General features: G+C 68.7%; 18 protein-coding genes and 1 pseudogene. 8 read left to right on the plus strand and 11 right to left on the minus strand.

Going from position 1 to position 22000, the window contains the following annotated elements:
• Positions 1 to 52 precede the first annotated feature (52 nt).
• Positions 53 to 826: a helix-turn-helix domain-containing protein gene (locus J4H85_RS14300; protein WP_208239837.1), complete on the minus strand. Its 774-nt coding sequence runs from the start codon at positions 824 to 826 to the stop codon at positions 53 to 55.
• An 84-nt stretch (positions 827 to 910) separates the two neighbouring features.
• Between J4H85_RS14300 and J4H85_RS11735 the strand changes: the two genes are divergently transcribed.
• The 4 genes from J4H85_RS11735 (at position 911) to J4H85_RS11750 (ending at position 6741) form a co-directional block, all read left to right on the plus strand.
• Positions 911 to 2578 (plus strand): ABC transporter transmembrane domain-containing protein, encoded by a 1668-nt coding sequence (locus J4H85_RS11735; RefSeq protein ID WP_208239839.1) that lies wholly within the window; start codon positions 911 to 913, stop codon positions 2576 to 2578.
• Positions 2575 to 4329, plus strand: coding sequence for an ABC transporter ATP-binding protein (locus tag J4H85_RS11740; RefSeq protein ID WP_208239841.1), 1755 nt, complete (start codon positions 2575 to 2577; stop codon positions 4327 to 4329). Before J4H85_RS11735 ends, J4H85_RS11740 begins: the two co-directional genes overlap by 4 nt.
• 157 nt (positions 4330 to 4486) lie before the next feature.
• Entirely contained in the window at positions 4487 to 6106 is a 1620-nt protein-coding gene (locus J4H85_RS11745) for a hypothetical protein (protein ID WP_208239843.1), read from the plus strand.
• 11 nt (positions 6107 to 6117) lie between these two features.
• Positions 6118 to 6741 carry an HAD family hydrolase gene (locus J4H85_RS11750; protein WP_208239845.1) on the plus strand — a complete coding sequence of 208 codons (624 nt, stop codon included), beginning with the start codon at positions 6118 to 6120 and terminating at the stop codon, positions 6739 to 6741.
• Between the two features lie 16 nt (positions 6742 to 6757).
• Here J4H85_RS11750 and J4H85_RS11755 read toward each other — a convergent pair whose 3' ends face one another.
• The 3 genes from J4H85_RS11755 to J4H85_RS11765 form a co-directional block, all read right to left on the minus strand.
• Entirely contained in the window at positions 6758 to 7468 is a 711-nt protein-coding gene (locus J4H85_RS11755) for a GPR1/FUN34/YaaH family transporter (protein ID WP_208239847.1), read from the minus strand.
• 105 nt (positions 7469 to 7573) lie between these two features.
• The gene (locus J4H85_RS11760; protein ID WP_208239849.1) at positions 7574 to 9706 is read right to left on the minus strand and encodes an InlB B-repeat-containing protein; all 2133 of its coding nucleotides are present in this window, start codon (positions 9704 to 9706) and stop codon (positions 7574 to 7576) included.
• Positions 9707 to 9971: 265 nt separating this feature from the next.
• Positions 9972 to 10448: a hypothetical protein gene (locus J4H85_RS11765; RefSeq protein ID WP_208239851.1), complete on the minus strand. Its 477-nt coding sequence runs from the start codon at positions 10446 to 10448 to the stop codon at positions 9972 to 9974.
• Between the two features lie 150 nt (positions 10449 to 10598).
• Between J4H85_RS11765 and J4H85_RS11770 the strand changes: the two genes are divergently transcribed.
• A complete protein-coding gene (locus tag J4H85_RS11770) occupies positions 10599 to 10982 on the plus strand; it encodes an SdpI family protein (protein ID WP_208239853.1) in 384 nt (127 codons plus the stop codon).
• Here J4H85_RS11770 and J4H85_RS11775 read toward each other — a convergent pair.
• From J4H85_RS11775 to J4H85_RS11795, 5 genes are read right to left on the minus strand one after another with little or no spacing between them, the layout of a single operon-like run.
• Positions 10951 to 11580, minus strand: a complete 630-nt coding sequence (locus J4H85_RS11775; RefSeq protein ID WP_208239855.1) for a hypothetical protein — start codon at positions 11578 to 11580, stop codon at positions 10951 to 10953. The two genes, J4H85_RS11770 and J4H85_RS11775, sit on opposite strands and share 32 nt — an antisense overlap.
• Before the next feature lie 41 nt (positions 11581 to 11621).
• Positions 11622 to 11939, minus strand: coding sequence for a DMT family transporter (locus J4H85_RS11780; protein ID WP_208239857.1), 318 nt, complete (start codon positions 11937 to 11939; stop codon positions 11622 to 11624).
• Positions 11939 to 12301: a DMT family transporter gene (locus tag J4H85_RS11785; RefSeq protein WP_208239859.1), complete on the minus strand. Its 363-nt coding sequence runs from the start codon at positions 12299 to 12301 to the stop codon at positions 11939 to 11941. Before J4H85_RS11785 ends, J4H85_RS11780 begins: the two co-directional genes overlap by 1 nt.
• Positions 12298 to 12990 carry an SOS response-associated peptidase gene (locus J4H85_RS11790; protein WP_208239861.1) on the minus strand — a complete coding sequence of 231 codons (693 nt, stop codon included), beginning with the start codon at positions 12988 to 12990 and terminating at the stop codon, positions 12298 to 12300. The genes J4H85_RS11785 and J4H85_RS11790 overlap by 4 nt, the downstream gene beginning before the upstream one ends.
• A 39-nt stretch (positions 12991 to 13029) precedes the next feature.
• On the minus strand, positions 13030 to 15630 hold the full coding sequence (locus J4H85_RS11795) for a LuxR C-terminal-related transcriptional regulator (RefSeq protein WP_208239863.1): 2601 nt from the start codon (positions 15628 to 15630) through the stop codon (positions 13030 to 13032).
• A 197-nt stretch (positions 15631 to 15827) separates the two neighbouring features.
• Here J4H85_RS11795 and J4H85_RS11800 point away from each other — a divergent pair, with 197 nt between their 5' ends.
• Positions 15828 to 16721: a dihydrodipicolinate synthase family protein gene (locus J4H85_RS11800; RefSeq protein WP_208240464.1), complete on the plus strand. Its 894-nt coding sequence runs from the start codon at positions 15828 to 15830 to the stop codon at positions 16719 to 16721.
• A 52-nt stretch (positions 16722 to 16773) separates the two neighbouring features.
• Here the strand turns inward: J4H85_RS11800 and J4H85_RS11805 are convergent.
• Positions 16774 to 17160 (minus strand): annotated as a pseudogene (locus J4H85_RS11805) (PACE efflux transporter); the annotation flags it as partial.
• Positions 17161 to 17252: 92 nt separating this feature from the next.
• On the opposite strand from J4H85_RS11805, the gene J4H85_RS11810 reads away from it, so the two are divergent.
• Both J4H85_RS11810 and J4H85_RS11815 read left to right on the plus strand, forming a co-directional pair.
• Positions 17253 to 18149, plus strand: a complete 897-nt coding sequence (locus J4H85_RS11810) for a LysR family transcriptional regulator (protein WP_208239865.1) — start codon at positions 17253 to 17255, stop codon at positions 18147 to 18149.
• A gap of 124 nt (positions 18150 to 18273) precedes the next feature.
• Positions 18274 to 19416, plus strand: coding sequence for a calcium:cation antiporter (locus tag J4H85_RS11815; protein WP_307863644.1), 1143 nt, complete (start codon positions 18274 to 18276; stop codon positions 19414 to 19416).
• Between the two features lie 18 nt (positions 19417 to 19434).
• Here J4H85_RS11815 and J4H85_RS11820 read toward each other — a convergent pair whose 3' ends face one another.
• Positions 19435 to 21984: a helix-turn-helix transcriptional regulator gene (locus J4H85_RS11820; protein WP_208239869.1), complete on the minus strand. Its 2550-nt coding sequence runs from the start codon at positions 21982 to 21984 to the stop codon at positions 19435 to 19437.
• Positions 21985 to 22000 lie beyond the last annotated feature (16 nt).

A 22000-nucleotide genomic window follows, 5' to 3' on the forward strand; every position in this document is an offset into this window, starting at 1 on the left:
GGGGCTCCGGGGTGACAAGCACTTACTCGTTTCCGACACTCTCGCGCCGGAATCATGCGCGCGCAGGAAGGAACTCCTGGGGCCGGTGGCCGGAGACGCGCTGGAACGCGTTGCTGAACGCGCCGATCGACGCGTAGCCCACTTTGCCCGCCACGACGCCGACGGGCATGCCGCTGATCAGCAGCTCCACCGCACGCGTCACCCGCAGCCGCATGCGCCAGGCGTTGAACGTCATGCCCGTCGTACGGTCGAAGACGCGCGCCACCGTGCGACTGCTCAACGACACTGTCCACGCCCACTCCTCGAGCGACCGCCCGTCGGCCGGATCAGCGAGGAGCGCCTGCACGATCGGCGCGATGCGTTCGTCCTGCGGAATCACGAGATCGAACTCCCGTCGCCCCTCATCGGCCAGGAGCTCGAGGCAGACGCGCTGGGCGCGTAACCGCTGATCCTTGGGGATCGGCGCCTCCATGAGGTAGATCAGCAGCTCGCGCAGGGCCGCGCGCACGCCCACCTCGCGCACCGTCAGAGCTTCACCCGACCAAGCGGCCGGATCGATGTGCACCGCCGCCATCATCGACGCCGGAACCCGCAGGACGGAGTGCGCAGTGTCTGCGGGCACCCAGACGCCCTCCCCCACGGTCAACTGATGCGGGCGCCCGGCGACGACCACCGACTCGCTTCCGAGGATCGGAAAGAAGACGACGTGCTCCGGGTGGGTGTGCGCCCCCGGCGGACAGCCGAAGTGGGGATGCCAGTAGCGATCGCGCATGAAGCGCGTCGTGAGCGTGTAGCCCTCGGGGATGATCGGCGGGTGCTGCGGCACCCGCCCATTGTCTCTCATTCCGGTGTCGGATACGAATAAACGATCGTCACCCTGCCGCTCGATTCCGTCCCTACGGTTGACCTCATGAGCACGATCGATCGCGCGCTCGGGCCCGATGCCGGGACCGCGGGCACCTTCCGCGTGGCACTGCTGCACGGCGGCCGCGGGTGGCGGCTCTCGGGAGCGACCCTCGGGTTCATGACCCATCAGGCGTGCGAAGCCGCCGTACCGATTGCGATCGGCGTCGTCATCGACCGCGCGATCGTTCGGGATGATCCGCTCGCGCTCGCCTGGTGGATCGGAGCGCTCGCGCTGCTCTTCGTCGTGCTCTCACTGAGCTATCAGCGTGCCGCGCTCGGCATGGTGCGCGTGTACGGCCACGGCGAGCACGACCTGCGCCAGCTGGTGAGCGCTCGCGTGCTGCACCCGCGCGGACGTCGCTCCCACGACCGCACGGGCGAGGTCCTGTCGGTGACGACGAGTGACAGCTTCCGCGTCGCCGGGGTCGCCTGGAGCGTGGCCGAGCAGGGCGCGACGATCGCAGCGGTGCTGGCCGCGAGCACTGCGCTGCTCGTCATCTCGGTGCCGCTCGGCGTCGGCGTGCTCGTCGGGGCCATCGCCGTGCTCATCGGTATGCATGCCCTGGCGCGGCCGATCGAGAAGCTGGGCATGGCCGAGCAGGCCTCGGTGGCCAACGCCAGTGACGTCGCCACCGACACGATGGCCGGCCTGCGGATCGTGCACGGCCTGGGCGCCGAGAAGGAGATGGTGCGCCGTTACCGCAGGGCGTCCGCGGCATCGCTCCGCGGCGCCGTTTCCACCGCTCGCACGCTCATCACCTCTGAGACGGTGAGCAGCGCCGTCTCGGTCGTGTACTTGGGCGGACTCGCGCTTGCTGCCGCATGGATGGCCGCGAACGACGACATCACCGTGGGCCAGCTCGTCACGGTCGTCGCGCTCGCCCAATTCCTCCAGGGCTCGCTCGCCCACATCGGCACCTTCGGGGCCAACTGGGCGCACAAGCGCGCCTCCGCGCGGCGGTTGCGCGGAGTCGTCACGGAACCGTTCCGACTCGCGGCAGGGAGCCGTCCGGATACGGCGCGGCCTGAAACCCCCGTGCCGGTGCTGTCGTGGCATCTTGGCGGAGGGTCCGCTGAGGCGCTGCCCGGTGCGCTCACCGGCGTACGCGTCGCGGGCGCAGCCGAGGCACGCGCGCTGTCGGCGCGGCTCGGACTGCGTGCCGCACCTGAGCCCGGAGCCGTGTTCATCGCCGGCACCGACGCGATCCGCGTGTGCCCGGAGCAGTACCGTCGGTTCGTCACCGCCCCGCCCCACGACGCCGCGATCTTCAGCGGAACATTGCGCGAGAACGTCGTAGGCGCGCTGGTCGGTGGCGCGAACGATGTCTGGGATCCGGAAATCGCGAAAGCAGTCGCCCTCGACGACGTCGTCGCTCACCTCGGCTCCGCCGAGGCGGAGCTCGGCGAGAGCGGCAGGCGACTCTCGGGCGGTCAACGCCAGCGTGTGCTGCTCGCCCGCGCGCTGCACGGCGACGCCGAGGTCACAGTGCTCGACGAGCCGGCGACCGCACTGGACCCCGTCACCGAGCAGCGCGTCGCCGGGGGCCTCGCCGCGCTCGGCCGCACCATCGTCGTCATCACCTCGAGCCCCATCCTGCTCGACGCCTGTCATCGGGTGGTCGATCAGACCGGCAGCACCGCCGCTGAGACCGTCGCGGAGCGGGCGGGATGACCGCCCCCTTCGGCACCGGGGACGCACCGGACGGCGAGGATCGCCTGCCGATCGCCGGGGCCCGGCTGAGCGCGCGTCACGCCTGGCGAATCCTGCGCCGCCGAGGCGGGGCGCTCACCCGCACCCTCCTCCTGCTGCTGCTCGGCTCGGCGTCGGCGCTCCTCATCCCACCCGCTCTGGGATGGATCGTGGACGCCGTGGTCGACGGCACGGAACTCTGGGCGCTCGTCCGCATCGCCGGTGTGGTCGTCGGCGCTGGATTGATCTCGGCGCTCCTCATGCGGGCGGGCGGGCGCTGCCTCGTCTCCGCACTGCAGGGGTCCCTCGCCGACCTGCGGGAGGAGGTGTTCTCCGCCGCCGTGCGGCTCGACCGCGACACCGTCGAGCGCGCGGGCAGCGCGGATGTCGTCTCCCGGGTCACCGGAGACGTCGAGGCCATCACGGCCGCCGTCTCCGACGTCTTGCCGCGATGCGTGAGCGCGGGCTTCACGATCGCCCTCACGGGTGTCGGGCTGGCCCTGCTCGATCCGTGGCTCGCACTCGCCGCACTGATCGCCGTGCCGGTGCAGGTGTGGTCGACACGGCGCTTCCTCCGTCGCTCGCGCCCGCTCTACCGCCGGCTGCGCCGCGAAGAATCGGAGCGCGGTCAGGCGGTCATCGAGACGGTCTCCGGATCAGACACGGTCGTCGCGCACGGTGCGCAGGCACCGCACCTCGCGCGCATCTCCGATCGCAGTCTCACCGCGGTGGAGACCACCCGCGAAGCCACCCGTGCACGCAACCGATTCAATGCCGGTCTCAACTGCGCAGAGTTTCTCGGACTCGCCGCGGTGCTCACCGTCGGCTTCTGGCAGGTCACGGCCGCCGGGTTGACCGTCGGGGCCGTGACCGCCGCCGCGCTCTTCTTCCACCAGCTGTTCGGGCCCATCGGATCCCTGCTCTCGAGCATCGATGACCTGCAACGCGCCGCAGCCGGACTCGGCCGTCTCTCGGGTGTCCTGCTCGTCGCACCGCAGCGGACCGTCAGACAGGACATCTCCGATGCGGGCATCAGCGTGCGTGCGGCGAGCCACCGCTATCGTGGCAGCGCACGGAACGCGCTCGAGCGGACCGATCTCAAGTTGGCAGCCGGATCGACGACGGTGCTCGTCGGGGTGTCCGGGTCGGGCAAGTCCACGCTCGCGCAGCTCATTGCCGGGGTACTGGAACCGTCGACGGGCGACGTGCACGTCGGCGGCGTCCCGGCTCGCGCCGCGGGGCACGACGGGCAGCGTGCGGTGCTGCTCGTCACTCAGGAGACTCATGTGTTCACGGGCACGCTCGCCGACAACCTGCGTGTTGCAGGCCCCGAGGCGTCAGACGTCACGCTCTGGAGCGCTCTCGACGCCGTCGGCGCCGCGTGGAGTCACGACCTGCCCGAGGCGCTCGAGACGGTGCTCGGACCCGACCTCGACGATGCGCGGGTGCAGCAGATCGCGCTCGCCCGGGTGCTGCTGCTCGATCCTCCCGTCGTCGTGCTCGATGAGGCCACCGCGCACGGCGGCGCCGGAGGGGATCTCGATGCGGCCGTCTCCGCCGTCGCCGCCGGGCGCACCGCGGTGATCGTCGCGCACCGGTTCGCCCAGGCGCGGACCGCCGACGAGATCGTCGTCATGGAGGACGGCCGGATCAGGGAACGCGGCACCCACGAAGCGCTGCTGCGTCTGGACGGTAGGTATGCGCGACTCCACGCGGCCGCCGTCGCGCCGTGAACGCGGCATCGTGGCACGGTTCATGTCGTCTCCGTACTAAACTTCTAGAGGCGTGTGCGGCGATGGCGTGAACCGTGCGTGTCGCCGGCGACGCCCCGAGACGGGGTGATCGCGCCCGACTCCACGCGCTCGACTTCCCGGAAGGACGCCCGCTTCAATGACTGAAGAGGACACCGCGCAGACCGACACGGCCAGCGAGTACGTCGCGATCCTCGGCAGTTCCGGGGGCAACCTGCGGAGTCATGGCGGGAACGACCCGGCGCGACTCATTCGCGACGTCCGTCGCCAACTGCGTGCGGCCGGATTCGCCCTCGCAGACGTGCTCTTCGTCTCGGCTTCCTCGTCGATGGACGGTATCGCTCCGGACGCCCCGGCCGAACTCTGGGGCATCGATGGCGCGGACCCCGTCGTCATCGAGTCCGGCACGCTCGCCGAGATCAATGAGATCGCCCGCACCTCTGACGCGCGTCTCGCAGAGCGCGTGCGTCTCGGTGAGATCACGGGTCTCGTGCTGATGAGTTCCGATCCGGGCGACACGCACGCGCAGACGATCGCAGCGGCCGCCGAGCTCGGGATCCCCGTGGCCGGCACCGGGGGCAGCTCCATCGCTCTGGCGCAGCAGATGGGGGTGAACCTCGTTTCGGCGTCGGGCACCACCGGCACGACCAGCACGACTCGTGCGGTCTCCTACGTCTCGGGTCTGGCCCGCTACTGGAAGGTGAAGTACCGACCTGCCCTCGGCGGGTCGTCGGCGTCGTCCAGCGATGCGCCCCGCACCGAGGCCACGTGGCGTCGCATCAGCATCCGCGGCATCATGGTGGGCTCGATCCCCGCATTCATCGCTCTCGCACTGGTCCTCGCCGTCAGCAAGATCCCGGGTCTCGATGGCCTCTCCCCCGTGTTCGATCTGCTCATCGCCGCGCTTCCCGTCGTGGTCGCCGCCGTCGCCGCCCGCAAGATCAGCGGTCTCGACGAAGTGGGTCTCGTTGCCGGCGCCATCGCCGGCATCCTCGCGCAAGAGGGTGGCATTCTCGGAGGCCTCGTCGCCGGCATCCTCGCGGGCATGCTCGCCTCGGGGCTCATCAACCTGACCCTGCGCTGGCGCTTCCCCGCGACGACGGCGAACATCGTGACCGGTGCGTTCGCGGGCCTCCTGCCCGGATTGCTCGTCTACTTCGTTCTCGCACCGTTCACCAGCCTCCTCGGCGAGTGGGTCAAGACGTCCATCGAGTGGGCGGTCGACTTCAACCCGATTCTCGCGGGCGCCCTCGCCGGTCTCGCCATGTGGCCCGCCATCATCGGCGGGGTGTACCACTCGGTGATCCTGCCGCTCGTGCTGCTCGAGATGGCGCAGAAGGGCCACAGCTTCTTCGGAGCCATCGACATGGTCTCGCTCGTCATGGTGTCGCTCGGCATCACGCTCGCCAACGTGATCCGCCCCCGCACGTCGGGAGAGCGCGCGCTCGCCGGATCGGGTGCGGCGGTGAACTTCTTCTTCGGAACGTTCGTCGAATCCTCCTACCCCTTCATGTTCGGCGACAAGAAGGTGTTCGCGATCGCCCTGCTCTCCGCGACCGCCGGCGGAGCCGTCGTCGGACTCACCGGCGCCGAGGCGACCGCGTACCTGCCGGCCATCGTCGCCCCGTTCATCGCGACGAATGCCGGCGGCATGGTCCTCGCAATGCTGACCTCGGCCCTCCTCGCGCTGACGCTTACCCTGCTCGTGAACATCGCGGCGACCCGCAAGGCGCGGGTCGCCGACCCCGTCCCCGCGTGACCCGACCCGTCATGCCTCGCATCATCGCGGCCCGCACCGCCGCCGACCTCGCTCCCCCGGTGCACGCTCGAGCGCTGCTGTTCGACTGGGACGGCACCCTGTTCGACAACCACCACTTCAACTTCGTGGCGCTGCGCCACGCGATGCAGTTGCACGGTGTCGAGATGACGGAGCATTGGTTCCACGAGCACTCCGGCTTCTCCGCGCGCGGCATCGTCGCCGAGGCGTTCCGACTCGCGGATCGGCCGGTCGACGTCGATGCGGTGCTCCGGGCACGCGATGTGTACGCCGACGACCGCGTCGGAGACATCAGTCCCGTGACGCCGGTGCTCGACGTGCTGCTGCACCCCGGTGAGCGCCACGTCGGCGTGGTCACCGGATCGAATCGGTCGAACATCGACGCTCTGCTTCGTCGGCACGCGCTCGAACCCCGACTCGACGTGCTGATCACCCACGACGAACTGACGCACGGCAAACCGAACCCGGAGGGCTACGAGCTGGCGATGCGGCGCCTCGGCATCACCGATCCGACTACGGTGCTCATCTACGAGGACAGCGACCAGGGCATCGCAGCGGCGACCGCCGCAGGTGCCGACGTCGTCGACGTGCGCCCGCTGCTCGCGTCGGTGGGATGAGGAGCGCCAACCTCTATTACAGCTGCCGGCGCACGCCCGCTTCGCTGGCGATCTGGTCGACCTGCTCCTCGAGAGAGTCTCTGAACGGCACCTGAGCTCGTTTACGACGCGTGAGCGGCAACTGCACCGGGTGCGCCGACTCCTCGAGTTCGAACCCCAGCGCGGCGTAGAGCGCGAGGGCACCCAGGAGCATGCCGAGGATCCCGCCCACTGCGTCCCACATCGGTGCGCCCGTGAGGTGCGAGATCCCCGTCACCGAGAACCGCACGGCCGACCCGACGAGCACCATCGACGCGAGCACTTTGCCGCGGGCGGCGACCACCGGCACCAACAACGCGATCGCGGCGACCTGCAGCAGAAGTCCCAGCGCAGGGCTGCTGGCACCCGGAGTCGTGAGCAGTGTGGAAACGGCGATCATCGCCCAGACTCCCGACACGATCGCCATACCGGTACCCGCGATCGGGTCGCGCGCCCCGAACCCGATCACCGCTGAGAGCAGCTGCAGCGGAACGGTCAGCACGAGCACGGCGACGGCGATGATGTGGGACTCGTCTGGCCCGACGATCCCCAGCTGCAGCGCACTGAACCCGACGGTGGCGACGGCGAGCGAGAGGAACGCCAGAGGCAACGGGTTGCCCGTGGGGCGCAGCATGATCCGCGTCTGCTTCACGTGCGGGCGTGAAGCGTCCGGGTCATCGTCTCGATGCGTGTCTCGTGATTCGGCCATGCCCGTCCCCTCGGTCGCGTACACGCTGCCGACTCGGCGATGGTCGCAGACGTGCGGCCCAGTCTCTCAGAGACCGGGCCGCACGCGTGACGGAACCTGAGTTCGTCAGACCTCATGGAGGCCGCGGCGACGCAGGATCAGGACCCCGGCGCCGAGCAGCAGGAGCGCTGCGAGCGCAGACATCGCGATCCCGCTGCCGGAGGTACCCGTGTTCGCGAGGTCACCACCCTGACCGCCATTCGCTCCACCGGATCCCGCGGAGCCCGAGGCGTCCGCGGAACCGTCAGCACCATCGGAGCCGCCGGCGTCTGCGGTGCCGTCGGTGCCGCCACCGTCGGCGTCCGCGTCATCATCGGCGACGGTCACGGCGAGCGTGTCCCAACCGAGCTGAGCCTCCGTCTCCGCGGCCCAGGCGGCGATCCGGTGATCGCCCGCAGTGGTGTTCGCGGGAATCGTGACGGTCACGTTCCCTGCGGCGTCCACCGTCTGCGCCCCGAGGAAGACCGGGTCGCTGAAGAGCCACACGCCGACGGTGTCGCCCTCGGTCGCACTGCCGATGTTGACCGTGATCGTCTCGCCTGCTTCTGCGGACTCCGGCGCGCTGATCGCGCCCTCGAGCGCCGGATCGAGATCGTCCTCGGTCGGCGGCGTCCCCGGGATCGTGCCGGTCACCGCCTCGTACTCGTAGACCCACTCGTGCGTGCCGTCGCTCAAAACGTAGCCGTCCTCGGCGGTCGCGGTGACGGTGAGCACCTGGCCCTCGGTCAGCATCACGGCACCGGTCAGCACGTTGCCGTCCCCATCGGTGTACACCACGCCCTCGATGGATGGAATGGTCACGGTGTTCCCATCACGCATCGGCGCATCGGCCGTCACCTCGACGGGCTCCGGGGTGTCGCCCTCATAGACGAAGGTCCACTCGTGCGTGCCGTCGGCGAGCACGTACCCGTCGTCAGCGGTCGCGGTGACCGTGAGGGACTGGCCCTCGGTCAGCGTGACCGCGCCCGTGAGCACGGCATTCGCGCCGTCGACATAGGTCACACCTTCGACGGTCGGAATCGTGACGACATTGCCCTCGCGTGTCGGCGCCTCGGCCGTCACCTCGATCGGGTCCGGAGTCTGATCCTCGTACACGTACGTCCACTCGTGCGTACCGTCGGCGAGCACATAGCCCTCCTCCGCAACTGCGGAGACGGTGAGGGTCTGGCCCTCGGTCAGCACGACGGCGCCGGACAGCACGGCATTCGTATCGTCGACGTAGGTCACACCCTCGACCATGGGAACGGTTACCGTGTTCCCGTCACGCGTCGGCGCCTCAGCCGTCACCTCGACCGGATCCGGCGTCTGATTCTCGTACACGTACGTCCACTCGTGCGTGCCGTCCGCCAGCACATAGCCATCGTTCGCCGTCGCGACTACCGTCAGCGTCTGCCCCTCAGCGACGGTGACGCCGCCCGTGAGGACTGCACCTGAACCATCGACGTAGGTCACACCCTCGACCGTCGGAATGGTGACCGTGTTCCCGTCGCGGGTCGGCGCCTCGGCCGTCACCTCGACCGGATCCGGCGTCTGATCCTCGTACTCGTACGTCCACTCGTGCGTGCCGTCAGCGAGCTCGTATCCCTCATTCGCGATCGCGGTGACGGTCAGCGTCTGACCCTCGGTCAGCGTGACCGAGCCCGTCAGCGTGGTGTCCGCACCATCGACGTACGTCACACCCTCGACCGTCGGAATCGTGACGACGTTCCCGTCGCGGGTCGGCGCCTCTGCAGTCACGACCTCGGGTTCGGGATCGGGATCGGTGCCGCCGGACAACTCGGCTGTCCACTCGAAGTCGTAGCCTCCACAGGTACCGAAGGGCAGGAAGCCGGCCCGGCCTTCACCGCTGGCCGTGCCGTCGGCGTTGACTGTTCCCGACAGCTCGTAGTACGGCTGAACACCGCTCCCCTGGCCCTGCCACGTGAAGTCGAAAGGTACCCCCGCTTCGATTGGCACCGCTGGCGCGTCACCCGACCAGGTGAATGGTTCGGGGAAGCCGGTCGAACCACTCTGACAGTAGCTCCCACCGGTCAGGTTCTTGATCGTCCCATCCGAAGCGATATCGAAACCGAACGTGGCCACGTTCCAGGCGTCGCTGGTGCCCGTATAGGTGCCCGATGTTGGTGGGGCGGCGTTCGCGATGCTCGGTACGATCGCGCTCATCACGAGCGCGACTGCCGCGGCGAGCGCTGTGAGCACTGAACCGCGCCTCAACCGTGAGGGTCGGCGTGCTGTGTCAGCCTGCATGGAATGAAGCTCCTTCTTCTCGGTGTGTGGTCGTGCGGTCGGGCGCTGCCACAGCGCCGCACCGTCGGCGACACACGTCGCCACACCGATACTCCGTCAGAGTCCGATCCACCTGGGTGCCCGAGCTACGAAGCTTTGTACGCAGATGGGTGGGGAACCACGTTTCGCAGGGCCGCCACGTCCGTCGGACAGTCCCGGCTACGGGCGTTTTCCCTCGTCAGACATACTTCGATTTCCCCGCATCAGCTGCGGGTGACCATGGAACCAACCGCGACTCCGCAAGACGAGAGTGCTTCCACAGGTGCGGGGCGATCTCTTCCCATCCCTGGTCCGCGTCAGCCATCCGAGTGAGCGAGTACTGGGTGTTCCCGTCTCGAACGGTGACCGGCTCCGCGAGGCTGCACGCGGCACTCGCGTCGGTGCCGTCACCCGCCTCCGGGACCATGACGAGACACACGCCTTCGTCCGACGACGGGTGCGCGGCGTAGAAGCGCGTCCCCTTGTCAGCGATCAGGTACCGGGTCGAGTCAGGGTCGACGATCTCCAGCGTGGTGAGCGCCTCGTGGCTCAATTGATCGTCGACGGTCTGCGCACGGTCGAAGTGCTCGTTCGTCGGCCCGGTGACCGAGCATGATGTGAGGAGCAGCAGCGCTGCCGCGGATCCGGCGGACGCCTGCATGACTGTGCGTCTCATATATCGAGCCTATGTGTCATCCTTGGATAAGAGAACACGTGATGACGACACCCGATCGTCCGAGAGGACCGATGCGAATTACTGGTGGGATCGCTGCGGCCTCGCTCCTCAGCGGAATTCTGGTGGGATCTGCCTCGATAGAGTGACCGGATGGAGGTCACCCCGTTCGGTATTCGCGTGTACCTGCTCGTCGTCTTGGTCGCGAGCGGCGTTCTGCTGATCTGGATGGCTCGCGCGACGGCGTCGGGCCGATTGAAACGCAATCACTTCGCCGGTATTCGCACGCCCAGCACGATGGCCGGCGACGCGGCGTGGCTCGCAGCTCACAGACGCACGCAGAAATACACGGTCATCGGTGGCATCGCGATGATCGTGAGCGGCCTAGTGGCGGCACTGCCGCTGACCGCGTGGATGCTCGCCGGAGCTGTCCTTCTCGGCAGCGGAATCATGGTGACGTGCCTGATCGCAGGCGCGCGCATCGGTGGTCGCGCCGCGCGCGAAGTCATCCCCCCGGTCGATTCCCCGGAGTCGTGAGGCCTCGACGGAGCGCACGCTCGAGGTCGTCGAACTGGGGTCCAGCGAGGCGGATCAGCGGCGCGTTCATCGTCGTTTTCCGGCCACTCCCCCACGTGAGACCGACGAACGCTTCGCGGTCGGAGTCCGCGGTCCACACCAGCACGACGCCGTCTCCGCCGCGAGTCTGCTCGGGCAACGGCGTGTACCGCGAAGAGTCACCAGAGGCGAAGGCCGCGTGCAGTCGATCGAAGGCATCCGGATCCAGCGCGTGGAATCCGATGAAGCGTCGTCTCAGCGGGGTGCCTGTCTCGGTACGCACCCACACCCGCGTCGAAGAGCCGGTCAACGCGACGATCGCGAAGATCGCGAACAGCACCGCCAGGATGATGATCGCGAGTGGCAGCACACCTGAGCCGCGCAACGCCCGGTAGCGCGGCCGTGACGATTCTTCGGCACTGTTCTGCGAAAACTCGACGAGCGCACCGAAGTTCACGACCGCATACGCCGCGCCGGCAAGGCAGATCACCAGCACTCCGATCGCCAGCAGCGTGCGCGGCAGCGACCGACGCGAGACGAGCCCCGGGGTGGCCGCCAGCGTCGCATCGTACAGAGCCATGCCTCACATCCTCACAGACCACAGACCAGGAACAACGCGGTTCAGTGCGCGGCACCGAGTTCGATGAGGAGGACGCCGCCGATCACCAGCGCGATCCCGGCAGCCATCAAGAGCGTCAGAGGTTCCTTGAAGAAGAACCGACTCAAGCACGCGGTGAGCGCGACGCCGGCCGCAACCCAGATGCCGTAGGCGACACCGAGCGCCATCCCCTCGGCGAGGGTGAGTGAGAGCAGTACGAATGCCGCGATGTAGCCGACCGCTACGGCGGGGTACCACCGAGGCTTCTCGACCGCCATGCGCAGGGCGAGCGTCGCACCGACCTCGCTGACGATCGCCGAGAGCAGAAACACCCACGCCATCAGGGCACCTCGATTCGTCGACGGTGCGCGATGTGCGCTCCGAGCTCGATGCAGAGCACCCCGACGATGATGACGGCGATCCCGAGGATCATGAGCGGGCTGAGCGGTTCGCTGAAGAAGACCATCGAGAGGATGGCGGTGAGTGCGACGCCGGACGCACCCCACACGCCGTAGGCGACCCCCAGGGGCACTCCGCTCAGCAGCGTCAGCGCAAGGCAGCAGAACGCTCCCGCGTAGCCCGCGACCACGACGGCGTAGAGTGCCGGCGCGTCGAGCGCCCCTTTCAACGACAGTGAGCCGGTGACTTCGAGCAGGATCGCGAGCGCCAGGAACCATCGCCCTCTCGCCGGATTCAGCCTCATGCAGGTTCGATGAGTTCGGGGCCATCGCCGCGCAACGGCGCCACGGGCCACTCGCGCAACTGCCCCGAGATCGGCACCGCTGCCTCGGACACCGCGTCCACCAGCAGTCGATCTCCCTCGGTCTTCGGATCGAGCCAGTCGTGCAGCAGCTCATCGCTCATGAACACGGGCATGCGGTCGTGCAGGTCGGCCATCACCCCGGCGGATGCGCGGGTCAGAATCGTCGCGGTGAGATGCCACCCCTCGTCGTCGCCCGCGCCCGGCTCGTGCCACCACGAGTACAGTCCCGCCATCGGGATCACCGGTGCGGGTCCGAAGATCGCGTGCGGGGTCCGTTTCCCCTTCGGTCCGGTCCACTCGTAGAAGCCCGACACCGGGATGACGCAGCGCCGACCTTTCACCGGGTTCTTGAACGACGCCTTCTCGGTGACGGTCTCGCTGCGTGCGTTGAACGTGGGGAACTTCGTTTTCAGCTCTTTCGACCAGATGGGCACGAGCGACCAGTAGGCGTAGCGCAGCTGCCGTTCACCGGTCTTGTGATCCGTCAGGGCGATCGGAAGATCCTGGGTCGGTTTCAGGTTCCACGTCGCCTCGTACCCTTCAGGGCGCTGCTGCATCCACGCGGACAGCTCGGTGCCCGAGGCGACATCCATGTTCTCGTCGTAGTCGACGATGACTCTTCCGCACATGGCGCTAGCGTACGCCGCTCGGTCCGGTCGCCGCACCCGTCACGAGCTGCGGGCGGTCTCCGGACGGCCGCCGTGCACGAGCGTGACGATGTCCGTACGCGCTTGCAGGCCGAGCTTCTTCAGGATGTTCCTGACGTGCTGTTCGGGGGTGCGACGGCTCAGCACGAGCCGGTCGGCGATCTCGCCGTTCTTGAGGCCGGCTGCGACGAGTTCCGCGATCTGCCGTTCCCGGGTCGTCAGTGCGGCGAGCGGTTCCGTCTGCGCGGCGAGCATGGCGTCCGCCCGCGCGATCCCGGCCTGCGCTCGGCCGAAGTGCAACCGCATGCCGACGCGCTCGAACACATCTCGTGCCTCACGCAGCAGGTTGCCGGCCTGCAGCGCTTCACCGTTGCTCAGCATGATCTCGGCCTGCGTGACCTGCACCATGCCGCGCTGCCCGTACGACTCCTGCGATTCGGCGATCGCAAGTGCCTCGTCGATGAGCGATTGGGCGGTGTCGCGGTCGCCGAGCGCCGCCGACACCACCGCCGCATCCGAGAACCGCAGGGCCGCCATCGCGTCTCTCGGTTTGCCGAGCAACTCGGGGCACGGCTCCGGGGCGCCGACGAGGGCGGAGACCCGAGTGCGGGTCGTCAACACTGCGCGACGCCACCACCCGAACTCCGGCACCGGTGACGCGATGAGTTCCTCGTACCGGGTGCGCAGCAGCTCCGGGTCGGCCCGGCCCTGCGCGGCGACCATGAGACCGGCTCGTGCCATGCCGATCGTGTCGGGAGTGCCGTACCGCTCAGCGTCGCGAATGGCCTGCTCGCCGACCGCGTCGGCGGCGTCCAGCAGCCCGAGTGAGCCATTGCAGAAGAGCAGAGCGGCTCCGAGATTGGCGAAGACGTCGGTGCGCGCGTGCCGGCGTGCGAGCGCGAGCGCACGTTCGGCGATCCGCGCCCCCGTCTCGAATCGATCGAGCATGTAGGCGGCCCAGGCCGCGCACGTGACCGCCTGGATGGCGTCCACGACATCGAGGCTGTCAGCGTCGGTCAGCCAGTCGAGCGCCCGCTGGAACGTCACCCGCGCTTGCGGCACGCGCCCCTCGCCGAGCAGCGACATGGTGCGATAGATCGCGGCGACCGCACGGTTGGAGTCGATCGGAACCGACTCGAGCCGCGAGAGCAGGTCGTCGGGGACGAACCCGTCGACGAGCGCGAGGATGTCGATGTATTCGCGCAGCAGATGGGGGTCGACGGATTCCTGCGCGGCGGCGAGGAGTGCCCGCGCCTCGCCGGTGTGGCCGGTCATCCGCAGGGCGTTGGCGAGCAGCGCCCGCGCCTCGACCGACGCGTCCCGATCCACGAGCGCTCGGAGGCGCGCGATGGCACTGTCGAGATCTCCGGCGAGCAGCAGGGCCCGTGCGAACAGCGTCTCCGACCGGACGCTGCGCAAGTGGTCCGGGAGTGCGCGGAGCCATCCCAGCACCGCGGCGGGATCCGACCCGATCGCGACACCCGCCGCGGCCACGAGAACGTCGGCTTCCGCCGCACCGAGCTCGATCTCGCCGCCCGCGAGCGCTGCGGCGTCCGCGGCGATCTGCGCGAGGTGATCGGCGCGGTCGAACAGCTCGGCACCCGCGCGCGATGCCGCGCGCAGGTGGAGTCGTGCGCGATGCGATGCATCGGTGTTCCGGTACACACTGAACCGCACGACGGGGTGCAGCGCCTCATCCGAGCTCTCGCTGAGCAGCCCGCGTTCGCTGAGCTCCCGCGCCGCACGTCGCACCTCGGTGGCGTCGAGACCCGACACTTCGGCGACGGTGTCGACATCCGTCTCGCGGGTCACGGCCAGCGTCTCGAGGGTGCGCCTGGCCGTTTCACCCAGGGAGGCGATGTCGGTGGCGACTGCGGTGGCGAGCGTCTCGGCGTGGTTGTGCTCGACGAGGCTGAGTACCTCGTCCACGCGTGTGGCCTCAGGGTGACGCCGGAAGGCGGCCGTCGCGATGTGGGCGAACAGCGGGTTGCCGTGCGCCATCTCGGTCACTGACCGCACCTGCTGCGGGCCGATGTCACGAGTGATGGTGCGTATCGCCTCGTCCGACAATCCGCCGATGGTGAGATGGTCGTGGAGTGCACCCCGACCGCGAGCGGTGTGCAGCACCTCCGGAGGACCTTGACCGATGCGGTGCACCAGCAGCACGGTGAGGGGCGCGACGAGCGGGGTCTGCATCAGGCCGATGAGAAACGCCTCCGATGCGGCGTCGAGCCACTGCGCATCATCGACCGCGACGATGACCGGTACCTCACCGAGGGCTTCAGCGCACCGCGCAGCCAGCACGGATGGCGTCGCCGTGTCGAGGAGCTGCTCGAGCGAGGCACCGAGTACCTGCTCGATCATCATCCGAAACGCGACGAGCGGCGCATCGGAGCCGAGTCGATCCCCGCGGGCGACGAAGATCCGTCGCGGCGCGTGCTCATCGGTGACACGGTCGCCATCCGCCTCCCGCAGCCGACCGATGAGGTGCGAGAGCAGTGCGCTCTTCCCGGCGCCGATCGCTCCGTCGACCTGAATGAGCCGAAGCTGCCCGGCGTGCGCTGGCGAGTCCTCGACAAGGGTGATGACCGCGCGAACGTCATCGTCCCTGCCGACCAACACAGCTCGTCCCCCGCCTTCGAACACCGATGTCACCGACTCGATCCCGGGCCGCCCGGCGCACCCCGGCACAGTACATTGCCTTCACACTAGCGATTCACATCCGGTCGCAACACACATTCCCGACGAATTGCGTGCAAACTTGCGTATGAGTGCCGACCGCGCCGACCGCACGCTGAACAGGAGCCGCAATGACCCGCATCTTCACCGGACTGAGCGCGTTCCCACTCACGCCCCTCCGCGATGATCGTGTTGACGAGCAGGCGTTCACCGGACTCGTCGAACGACTCGCGACCACCGAAGTGGACTCGATCACCGCGCTCGGCTCGACCGGTTCGTACGCCTACCTCACCCCGGTCGAGCGCGCCCGTGTGGCGCAGTTGGCGGTCGAGCATGCCGGATCGACGCCGGTCTTCGTCGGGGTCGGCGGATTGCGCACGTCGCACGTGCTCGCCCACGTCGATGCCGCGGCCGAGGCGGGAGCGGCCGGCGTGCTCCTGGCACCGATGACCTATCAAGCGCTCACGGCGGACGACGTGTTCGAGCTGTTCCGCACCGTCACGGAGCACACCGCACTCCCGGTCATCGTCTACGACAACCCGGGTACCACCCACTTCACCTTCTCGACCGACCTCTATGCCCGCATCGGGGCGCTGCCCGGGATCGCATCGGTGAAGATCCCCGGTGTGCCTCGCGACCCGGAGGAGGCGCGCGCGCACGTGTCCGCGATCCGAGCGGTGCTGCCCGCGCACGTCACCATCGGCGTCTCGGGCGACGCCTTCGGCGCAGCAGGTCTGAACGCGGGGTGCGACGCCTGGTACACCGCCGTCGGCGGCACGATCCCCGACCCGATGCTGACCATCACCCGCGCCGCGCAGCATGGCAGGCCCGCCGAGGCCGTTGCCGAATCCGAGCGACTCGCGCCGCTCTGGCACCTCTTCACCGAGTTCGGCGGCAGCCTGCGCGTCACCGCGGCACTCGCCGAGCACCTCGGCCTGGTGCCCGAGCGCTCACTGCCGCTGCCAATTCAGGGGCTGTCCGCCGAGCAGCGCGCCCGCGTCGTCGCAGTGATCGAGGAGCTCGCGCTCGCGTAGGTTCGGCGTTCCGACCCTCGTTCATCGCTGAGCTCGGCACCCCGAAGATCCGGTCGAACGCCCAGTTGTAGGCGAACGTGTAGAACGGCACGTAGATGATGAAGACCAGATCGAGCAGAAATGCCTGCATGAGCGAGACGCCGAGCCACCAGGCCATGAGCGGCACGATCATGCAGACCAGCGGGATCTGAAAGCACAGGGCGTGAAGGATTCGTCGGCGCACCGTGCGTGTGCGATCCGGCTGGCGCCGCTCCCAGGCCTCGAAGAGCGTGTTGAACACCAGGTTCCACGTCGTGGCCACCCCGGTCAGCATGAGCGCGAGCGGCCCGGTGGTCGCCGGCGGCTCGCCCGTGACCACGGTCATCACGACCGTCCCCACGGCGAGACCGAGCACCTCGTACCCGCCGACGTAGACGACTTTGCGTCTGATTCCCTGCATTGCGACTCACCTCTCTCGACCGACGCAGATCGACGCTACACTCAGCAGTACTGACGAAAACAGTCGGTTCCCTTCAGTGTGAGTGACAAATTATGGCTCTTTCCAGCGACAGCATCGAACTCTTCCTCGCCGTGGTCGACCACGGATCCTTCTCCGCGGCCGCTCGCGCGCTGCGTCGCGTGCCCTCCGCGGTGAGCATGGGCATCGCGAACATCGAGGCCGAGCTCGGCTACCCCCTATTCGATCGCTCGCACCGCGAGGCGACGCCCACACCGCAGGCGCTCGCCCTGCTGCCGCACGCGCGCTCGGTCGCGAGTCGCCTGCGGACCCTGCAGGTCCACGCCGTCGAACTGTCGCAGGATCTCGAGAGCACCCTGACCATCGCGATCGCAACGGGCATCTCCGCCGACGAGCTGCTCACCGCGCTGACCGGGATCGGCGATCGGCACCCGCTGCTCCGCGTGCATCTGCTCACGCTTCCGCCGGATCAGGTGCGCCGGGCGCTGCACGAGGAACGGGCCGATCTCGCGCTTCTGGCCATGCCGCCAGGCGTCGACCGTGAAGAAGCGTTCGTGCACGTGGCAGATGAACGATTCGTCGCGGTCGCTTCAGCGACGGTCGACACGGCGGGACTCCCCACTGAACTCCGACGGCTGGAGGATCTCGGCGGCAGTCGTCAGATCGTGGTCGACGGCCCGGATGACGCCGTCGCCGACGCGCGCCACCTGGTGTCCGACAACCGCTGGTTCGTCGACTCGACAGAGGCAGCGCTCGGGCTGGTGGAACGCGGCGCGGGCTGGGCGAATCTGCCGACTGCAGTGGTGCGCGACGCAGTCGCGTCCGGTCGCATCCGGACGCTGGAGTTCGACAACGTCACGAACGGGATCACCGCCCCCGTGCACCTGGTCTGGCTGCGCCGGCGCCCGGTACGCCGGGCCGCGGGTGAGGTCATCGCCCTCATGCGCCCGTCGCGTCCCGTTCGACGCTGACGGGGGCGCCACTCGTGCCACGACCCGCGCGATCGACTAAACTGGTCGTGTTGGAACTGTCACCGGGACGACCCGGTCGATGCGCCTCACCAGCCGGGACGACCCTGCAGAACCGGGAACGCCCGTGCGTCACACGTCATCCGTCAGTGCTATCTTCACCCCCGCGGTGATCGTCAGGATTCTCCTCGGGTGGGCCGCGTTCCTCGCGCTCCTGTTCGCGCACCCGCTCCTCGCCGGTCCCCTGCCGACCGCAGCGCTCAGCATCGTGCTCGCGGCGATCGTCGCCGTCATCATCGTGTGCGCCGGCAGTGTCGTCACTCAGGCCGAGCACCTCGCCCGCCGGCTCGGCGACCCGTACGGCACCCTCATGCTGACGCTCTCGATCGTGCTCATCGAGGTGATTCTGATCTCCGCGGTGATGCTGGGGCCGGGTGATCACCCCACCATCGCCCGCGACTCGGTCATGGCGGCGACCATGCTGATCCTGACGCTCGTGGTCGGGGCGGCGCTCGTCGTCGGCGGCCTGCGCCACAGTGGCCTGCGCGTGAACCGCATCGGTGTTTCTGCGTACCTTTCACTGCTCGTCGTGCTCGTGGCGGTCACGTTCGCGGTGCCCGCCGTCATCGGGGTCGACGGCGCGTACACGCCCGCGCAGGCGATCCCGATCCTAATGCTGACGGTCGTGCTCTACGGGTTCTTCCTGTTCCGCCAGACCGGAGCTCAGAGCGGCGACTTCCGAGAGGTGTCGACGCGTGCTCGCGAACGTTCGGCGCCTGCGCCACGCCGGCCCATCGGGGCAGTGCTGCAGGAGCACCGTGCCGAGGTGATCGCGCGCGTGCTCGTGCTCGTCGTCACGGTCGTACCGATCGTGCTGCTCTCCCACGACATGGCCGCACTGCTCGACGAGGGCCTCAGCCGTTTCGGGGCGCCGGTCGCACTGTCGGGCATCATCATCGCGATGATCGTGTTCTTGCCCGAGGCGATCACGACGGTGCGCGCCGCGTGGATGGGCGAAGCGCAACGGGTGACGAACCTCGCGCACGGTGCACTCGTCTCATGCCTGGGGCTCACCCTGCCGGTCGTACTCGTCATCGGACTCGTGACCGGTCAGACGGTGGTGCTCGCCGAGAGCCCCGTCAACCTGCTGCTGCTCGGTGTGGGCCTGCTCCTCAGTCTGACCACGTTCAGTGCGCAGCGCGTCACGGCGCTCCACGGCGCCGCCCACCTGTTCGTGTTCGTGCTGTACGGGCTCAGCGTGTTCGCGTAGGGGTGCGGATCCCGTCGGTCACCTGCGGTGGGTCCGCCGGACGAGCTCGAGCAGTGCGGCACGGGAGTGCGTGCCCGTCTTCCGCATCGCGTTCGCGAGGTGGTTGTCGACGGTTCGAGCACTGAGCAGCAGCCGCTCGGCGATCTGCGCACTGGTCAGCGTCGCCGTCAGCAGCGTGATCTCGACCTCGCGCGGGCTCAGCGCGGGCGCCGCCGGCGGTGGTGCGTCCGGGGAGGTTGCGGTGTCCCGCTCCCCGATCGTGTCGATGAGTGCGGTGATTCCCGCTTCGATCGCGAGCAGACCGTCGTGATCGCTCGCCGAGGCGTCCCGCAGGCTCGTCAGCACGATGAGGGCCGTGTGAATGTCCCCGTCCGGCCGGTACGCTCGCGCGAGCTCCGCCGCCGAGCGGGGGTCTTGCGTGACGTCGCCGATGAAGGTGGCGAACTGTCGATGCGCGGCGATGCCGGTCTCGTCGAGGATCCGGCGCAGCGCGTCCGCCGTGCCCGGTGACGGCGCCAAGCGCACGGCAGTGAGGCCGAGGGTGACTGCAGCGAGTGTCCATCCGCGGGCGATGCAGTCCGTGGCCGCCTCGGTGAGGGACGTCGCCGCGAGGTCGGGCCGGCCGTCCTCCTGGTGACGGATCGCCGCCGAGAGCGCGGGCTGCGCCATCGGGAACGACCACGCGGAGTCCGCCCACTGGTCGGCGATGTCACCGAAGGCTTCCGGCGAGACGCCCCAACCGTTGCGCAGCGCGAGGAGACCGGCCGCGCGGGTCATGGCCGCTTGCAGGCTGCTCAGTGCGAGGGGCAGGTTGCTGAAGAGCAGGGTGAGGTCGAGCGCCCGGCGCACATCGTGCACGCGCCCGAGGTGGGCGGAGGCGATGGTCAGCAGGTAGGACTCGACGACGATGTCGACTTTGCTGAGCTGGGCCCGCGCCCGCGTGAGTGCGGCAGCGGCGTCGTGCGCCAAACGTTCCTCCGCCCCCAGCGACAACCGCGCCAACCCGGTGGCGAGCCTGACGATGACGCGCTGCAGCCCCGTTCCCGGCTCGACGCCGTCGAGCATTGCGAGCGCATCGGCACCGCGCGCGGCGATCGCGTGCAGCAGCGCGCACACGGCTCGGGCGATGGGCTCCGGTGCGTCGCTCTCGGTGGCGAGCCGGGCCGCGTCGCTCAGCATGTCGTCGGTGATGCCGAGCGCGGTGCCGCGCAGCAGCAATTTGATCGCATCGGCCCATTGGCGGTCGCCCGGTTCGGGTGCGGTGAAGGCGTCGAGCACGCGGAGCCCGCCGGGCAGGTCGCGTTCGGCGTAGGTGACCCAGAGCGCTTCGTGCAGCACGAATGCTCGGGAGGCGTCGGCTGCCGGATCGTGGTGACGCGTGACGGCGAAGATCTCGGCGCGGCTTTCGGGGAGGCTGGAGGTGACCCATGCGAGGTTGAGGAGGCGCAGTGCGTGCGCGACCGTGGGTGACTCGCGCCAGAGGTGTTCTTGCGCGCGTGAGCGCATCACGTCTTCTCCGTTGAGGTAGCGCGCGATGATGGTGTCGGACGATGACACTTCGGAGGCGTCGAGCGTCTCGGGGGTGTCACCTCTGGGCCGCAGCAGAACATCGCGCGGAACCGAGGTGCGCGCTGAGATCTCGTCGGAGACGAGCAGGCTCATCGCGTCCACCGGACGGCGGAGCAGGTAGTCGGTGATCAGTGGTGGGGTGAGCGCGATGACGGGCTCCGCACTGGGCGCGCCGATGACGGTGGTGAGTCCGTTGAGGGCGAGCCGGTCGAGTGCGCCATCGTCGATGAGTGAACGTGCTTCTCCGATGGTGCGGACGCCGGCGAGGGCGAGCGTATGGGCGGATCGGATGATGTCGTTGCCGTAGCTGGCCAGCATTTCTCCGACGTGTTCGTGGATCTCAGCGTTCCAGAGGTGTGCGCCGATCATTTCCCAGATGCCGCGTCGCTGGGCGATGCTGCGTGCGCTGCGCGCGCTGACGGTGAGTGCACGGACGAGGCCGATGTTGCCTGCGGTTTTGCTGCGTACGCGGGCGATGAGGGCGGGGTTGACGGTGCCGCCGAGTATCGCCGACATCAGCTGCCCGACTTCGTCGAATTGGAGGGAGGGCATGTCGAGGCGGATGCAGCGGCGATGGAGTCGGTTCGTGGAGCGCGCGGTGGGTTCGGTGTAGCCGACGGCGGTGACGAGGGTGACGCCGGTTCGGGCGAGCGCGAGGTCGACGGCGGCGCGGGATGCGGGGTCGAGGCGGTCTTCGTCGTCGATGACGAGCAGGTGACTGTTGGAGTCTTTCAGTTCCGCGGCGAGGGCTGCTCCGTAGGCGACAACGGTGGGAGCGGGTGCGGTGATGGACGCTGCTTGGAGCGCTTCGAATGGCCAGTTGTGGAGGGTTCTGCTGTAGGGGATGGTGGTGGCCATGAGTCCGAGTTCGTCGGCTCGGGTGATGATGGTGCGGAGCAGTTTCGAACGTCCACTTCCCCTGGCGCCTACGACGGTGATGTCGATTTTGGCTTCGAGTGCGCGCAGGATGCGGAGTGTTTCTTCTTCGAAGAGCCTCATGCTCGCCCCGCTCCCT

This window comes from Leucobacter tardus (assembly GCF_017583045.1).
GTDB classification, from domain to species: domain Bacteria; phylum Actinomycetota; class Actinomycetes; order Actinomycetales; family Microbacteriaceae; genus Leucobacter; species Leucobacter tardus.

Bases quoted from the DNA above. Each gene is read 5' to 3' on its own strand.
- J4H85_RS11740 (WP_208239841.1), top strand. From the start codon at position 2,575: ATGACCGCCCCCTTCGGCACCGGGGACGCACCGGACGGCGAGGATCGC.
- J4H85_RS11810 (WP_208239865.1), top strand. From the start codon at position 17,253: ATGGCTCTTTCCAGCGACAGCATCGAACTCTTCCTCGCCGTGGTCGAC.
- J4H85_RS11755 (WP_208239847.1), bottom strand. From the start codon at position 7,468: ATGGCCGAATCACGAGACACGCATCGAGACGATGACCCGGACGCTTCA.
- J4H85_RS11750 (WP_208239845.1), top strand. From the start codon at position 6,118: ATGCCTCGCATCATCGCGGCCCGCACCGCCGCCGACCTCGCTCCCCCG.
- J4H85_RS11790 (WP_208239861.1), bottom strand. From the start codon at position 12,990: ATGTGCGGAAGAGTCATCGTCGACTACGACGAGAACATGGATGTCGCC.
- J4H85_RS11775 (WP_208239855.1), bottom strand. From the start codon at position 11,580: ATGGCTCTGTACGATGCGACGCTGGCGGCCACCCCGGGGCTCGTCTCG.
- J4H85_RS11820 (WP_208239869.1), bottom strand. From the start codon at position 21,984: ATGAGGCTCTTCGAAGAAGAAACACTCCGCATCCTGCGCGCACTCGAA.
- J4H85_RS11735 (WP_208239839.1), top strand. From the start codon at position 911: ATGAGCACGATCGATCGCGCGCTCGGGCCCGATGCCGGGACCGCGGGC.
- J4H85_RS11785 (WP_208239859.1), bottom strand. From the start codon at position 12,301: ATGAGGCTGAATCCGGCGAGAGGGCGATGGTTCCTGGCGCTCGCGATC.
- J4H85_RS11745 (WP_208239843.1), top strand. From the start codon at position 4,487: ATGACTGAAGAGGACACCGCGCAGACCGACACGGCCAGCGAGTACGTC.
- J4H85_RS11770 (WP_208239853.1), top strand. From the start codon at position 10,599: ATGGAGGTCACCCCGTTCGGTATTCGCGTGTACCTGCTCGTCGTCTTG.
- J4H85_RS11765 (WP_208239851.1), bottom strand. From the start codon at position 10,448: ATGAGACGCACAGTCATGCAGGCGTCCGCCGGATCCGCGGCAGCGCTG.
- J4H85_RS11780 (WP_208239857.1), bottom strand. From the start codon at position 11,939: ATGGCGTGGGTGTTTCTGCTCTCGGCGATCGTCAGCGAGGTCGGTGCG.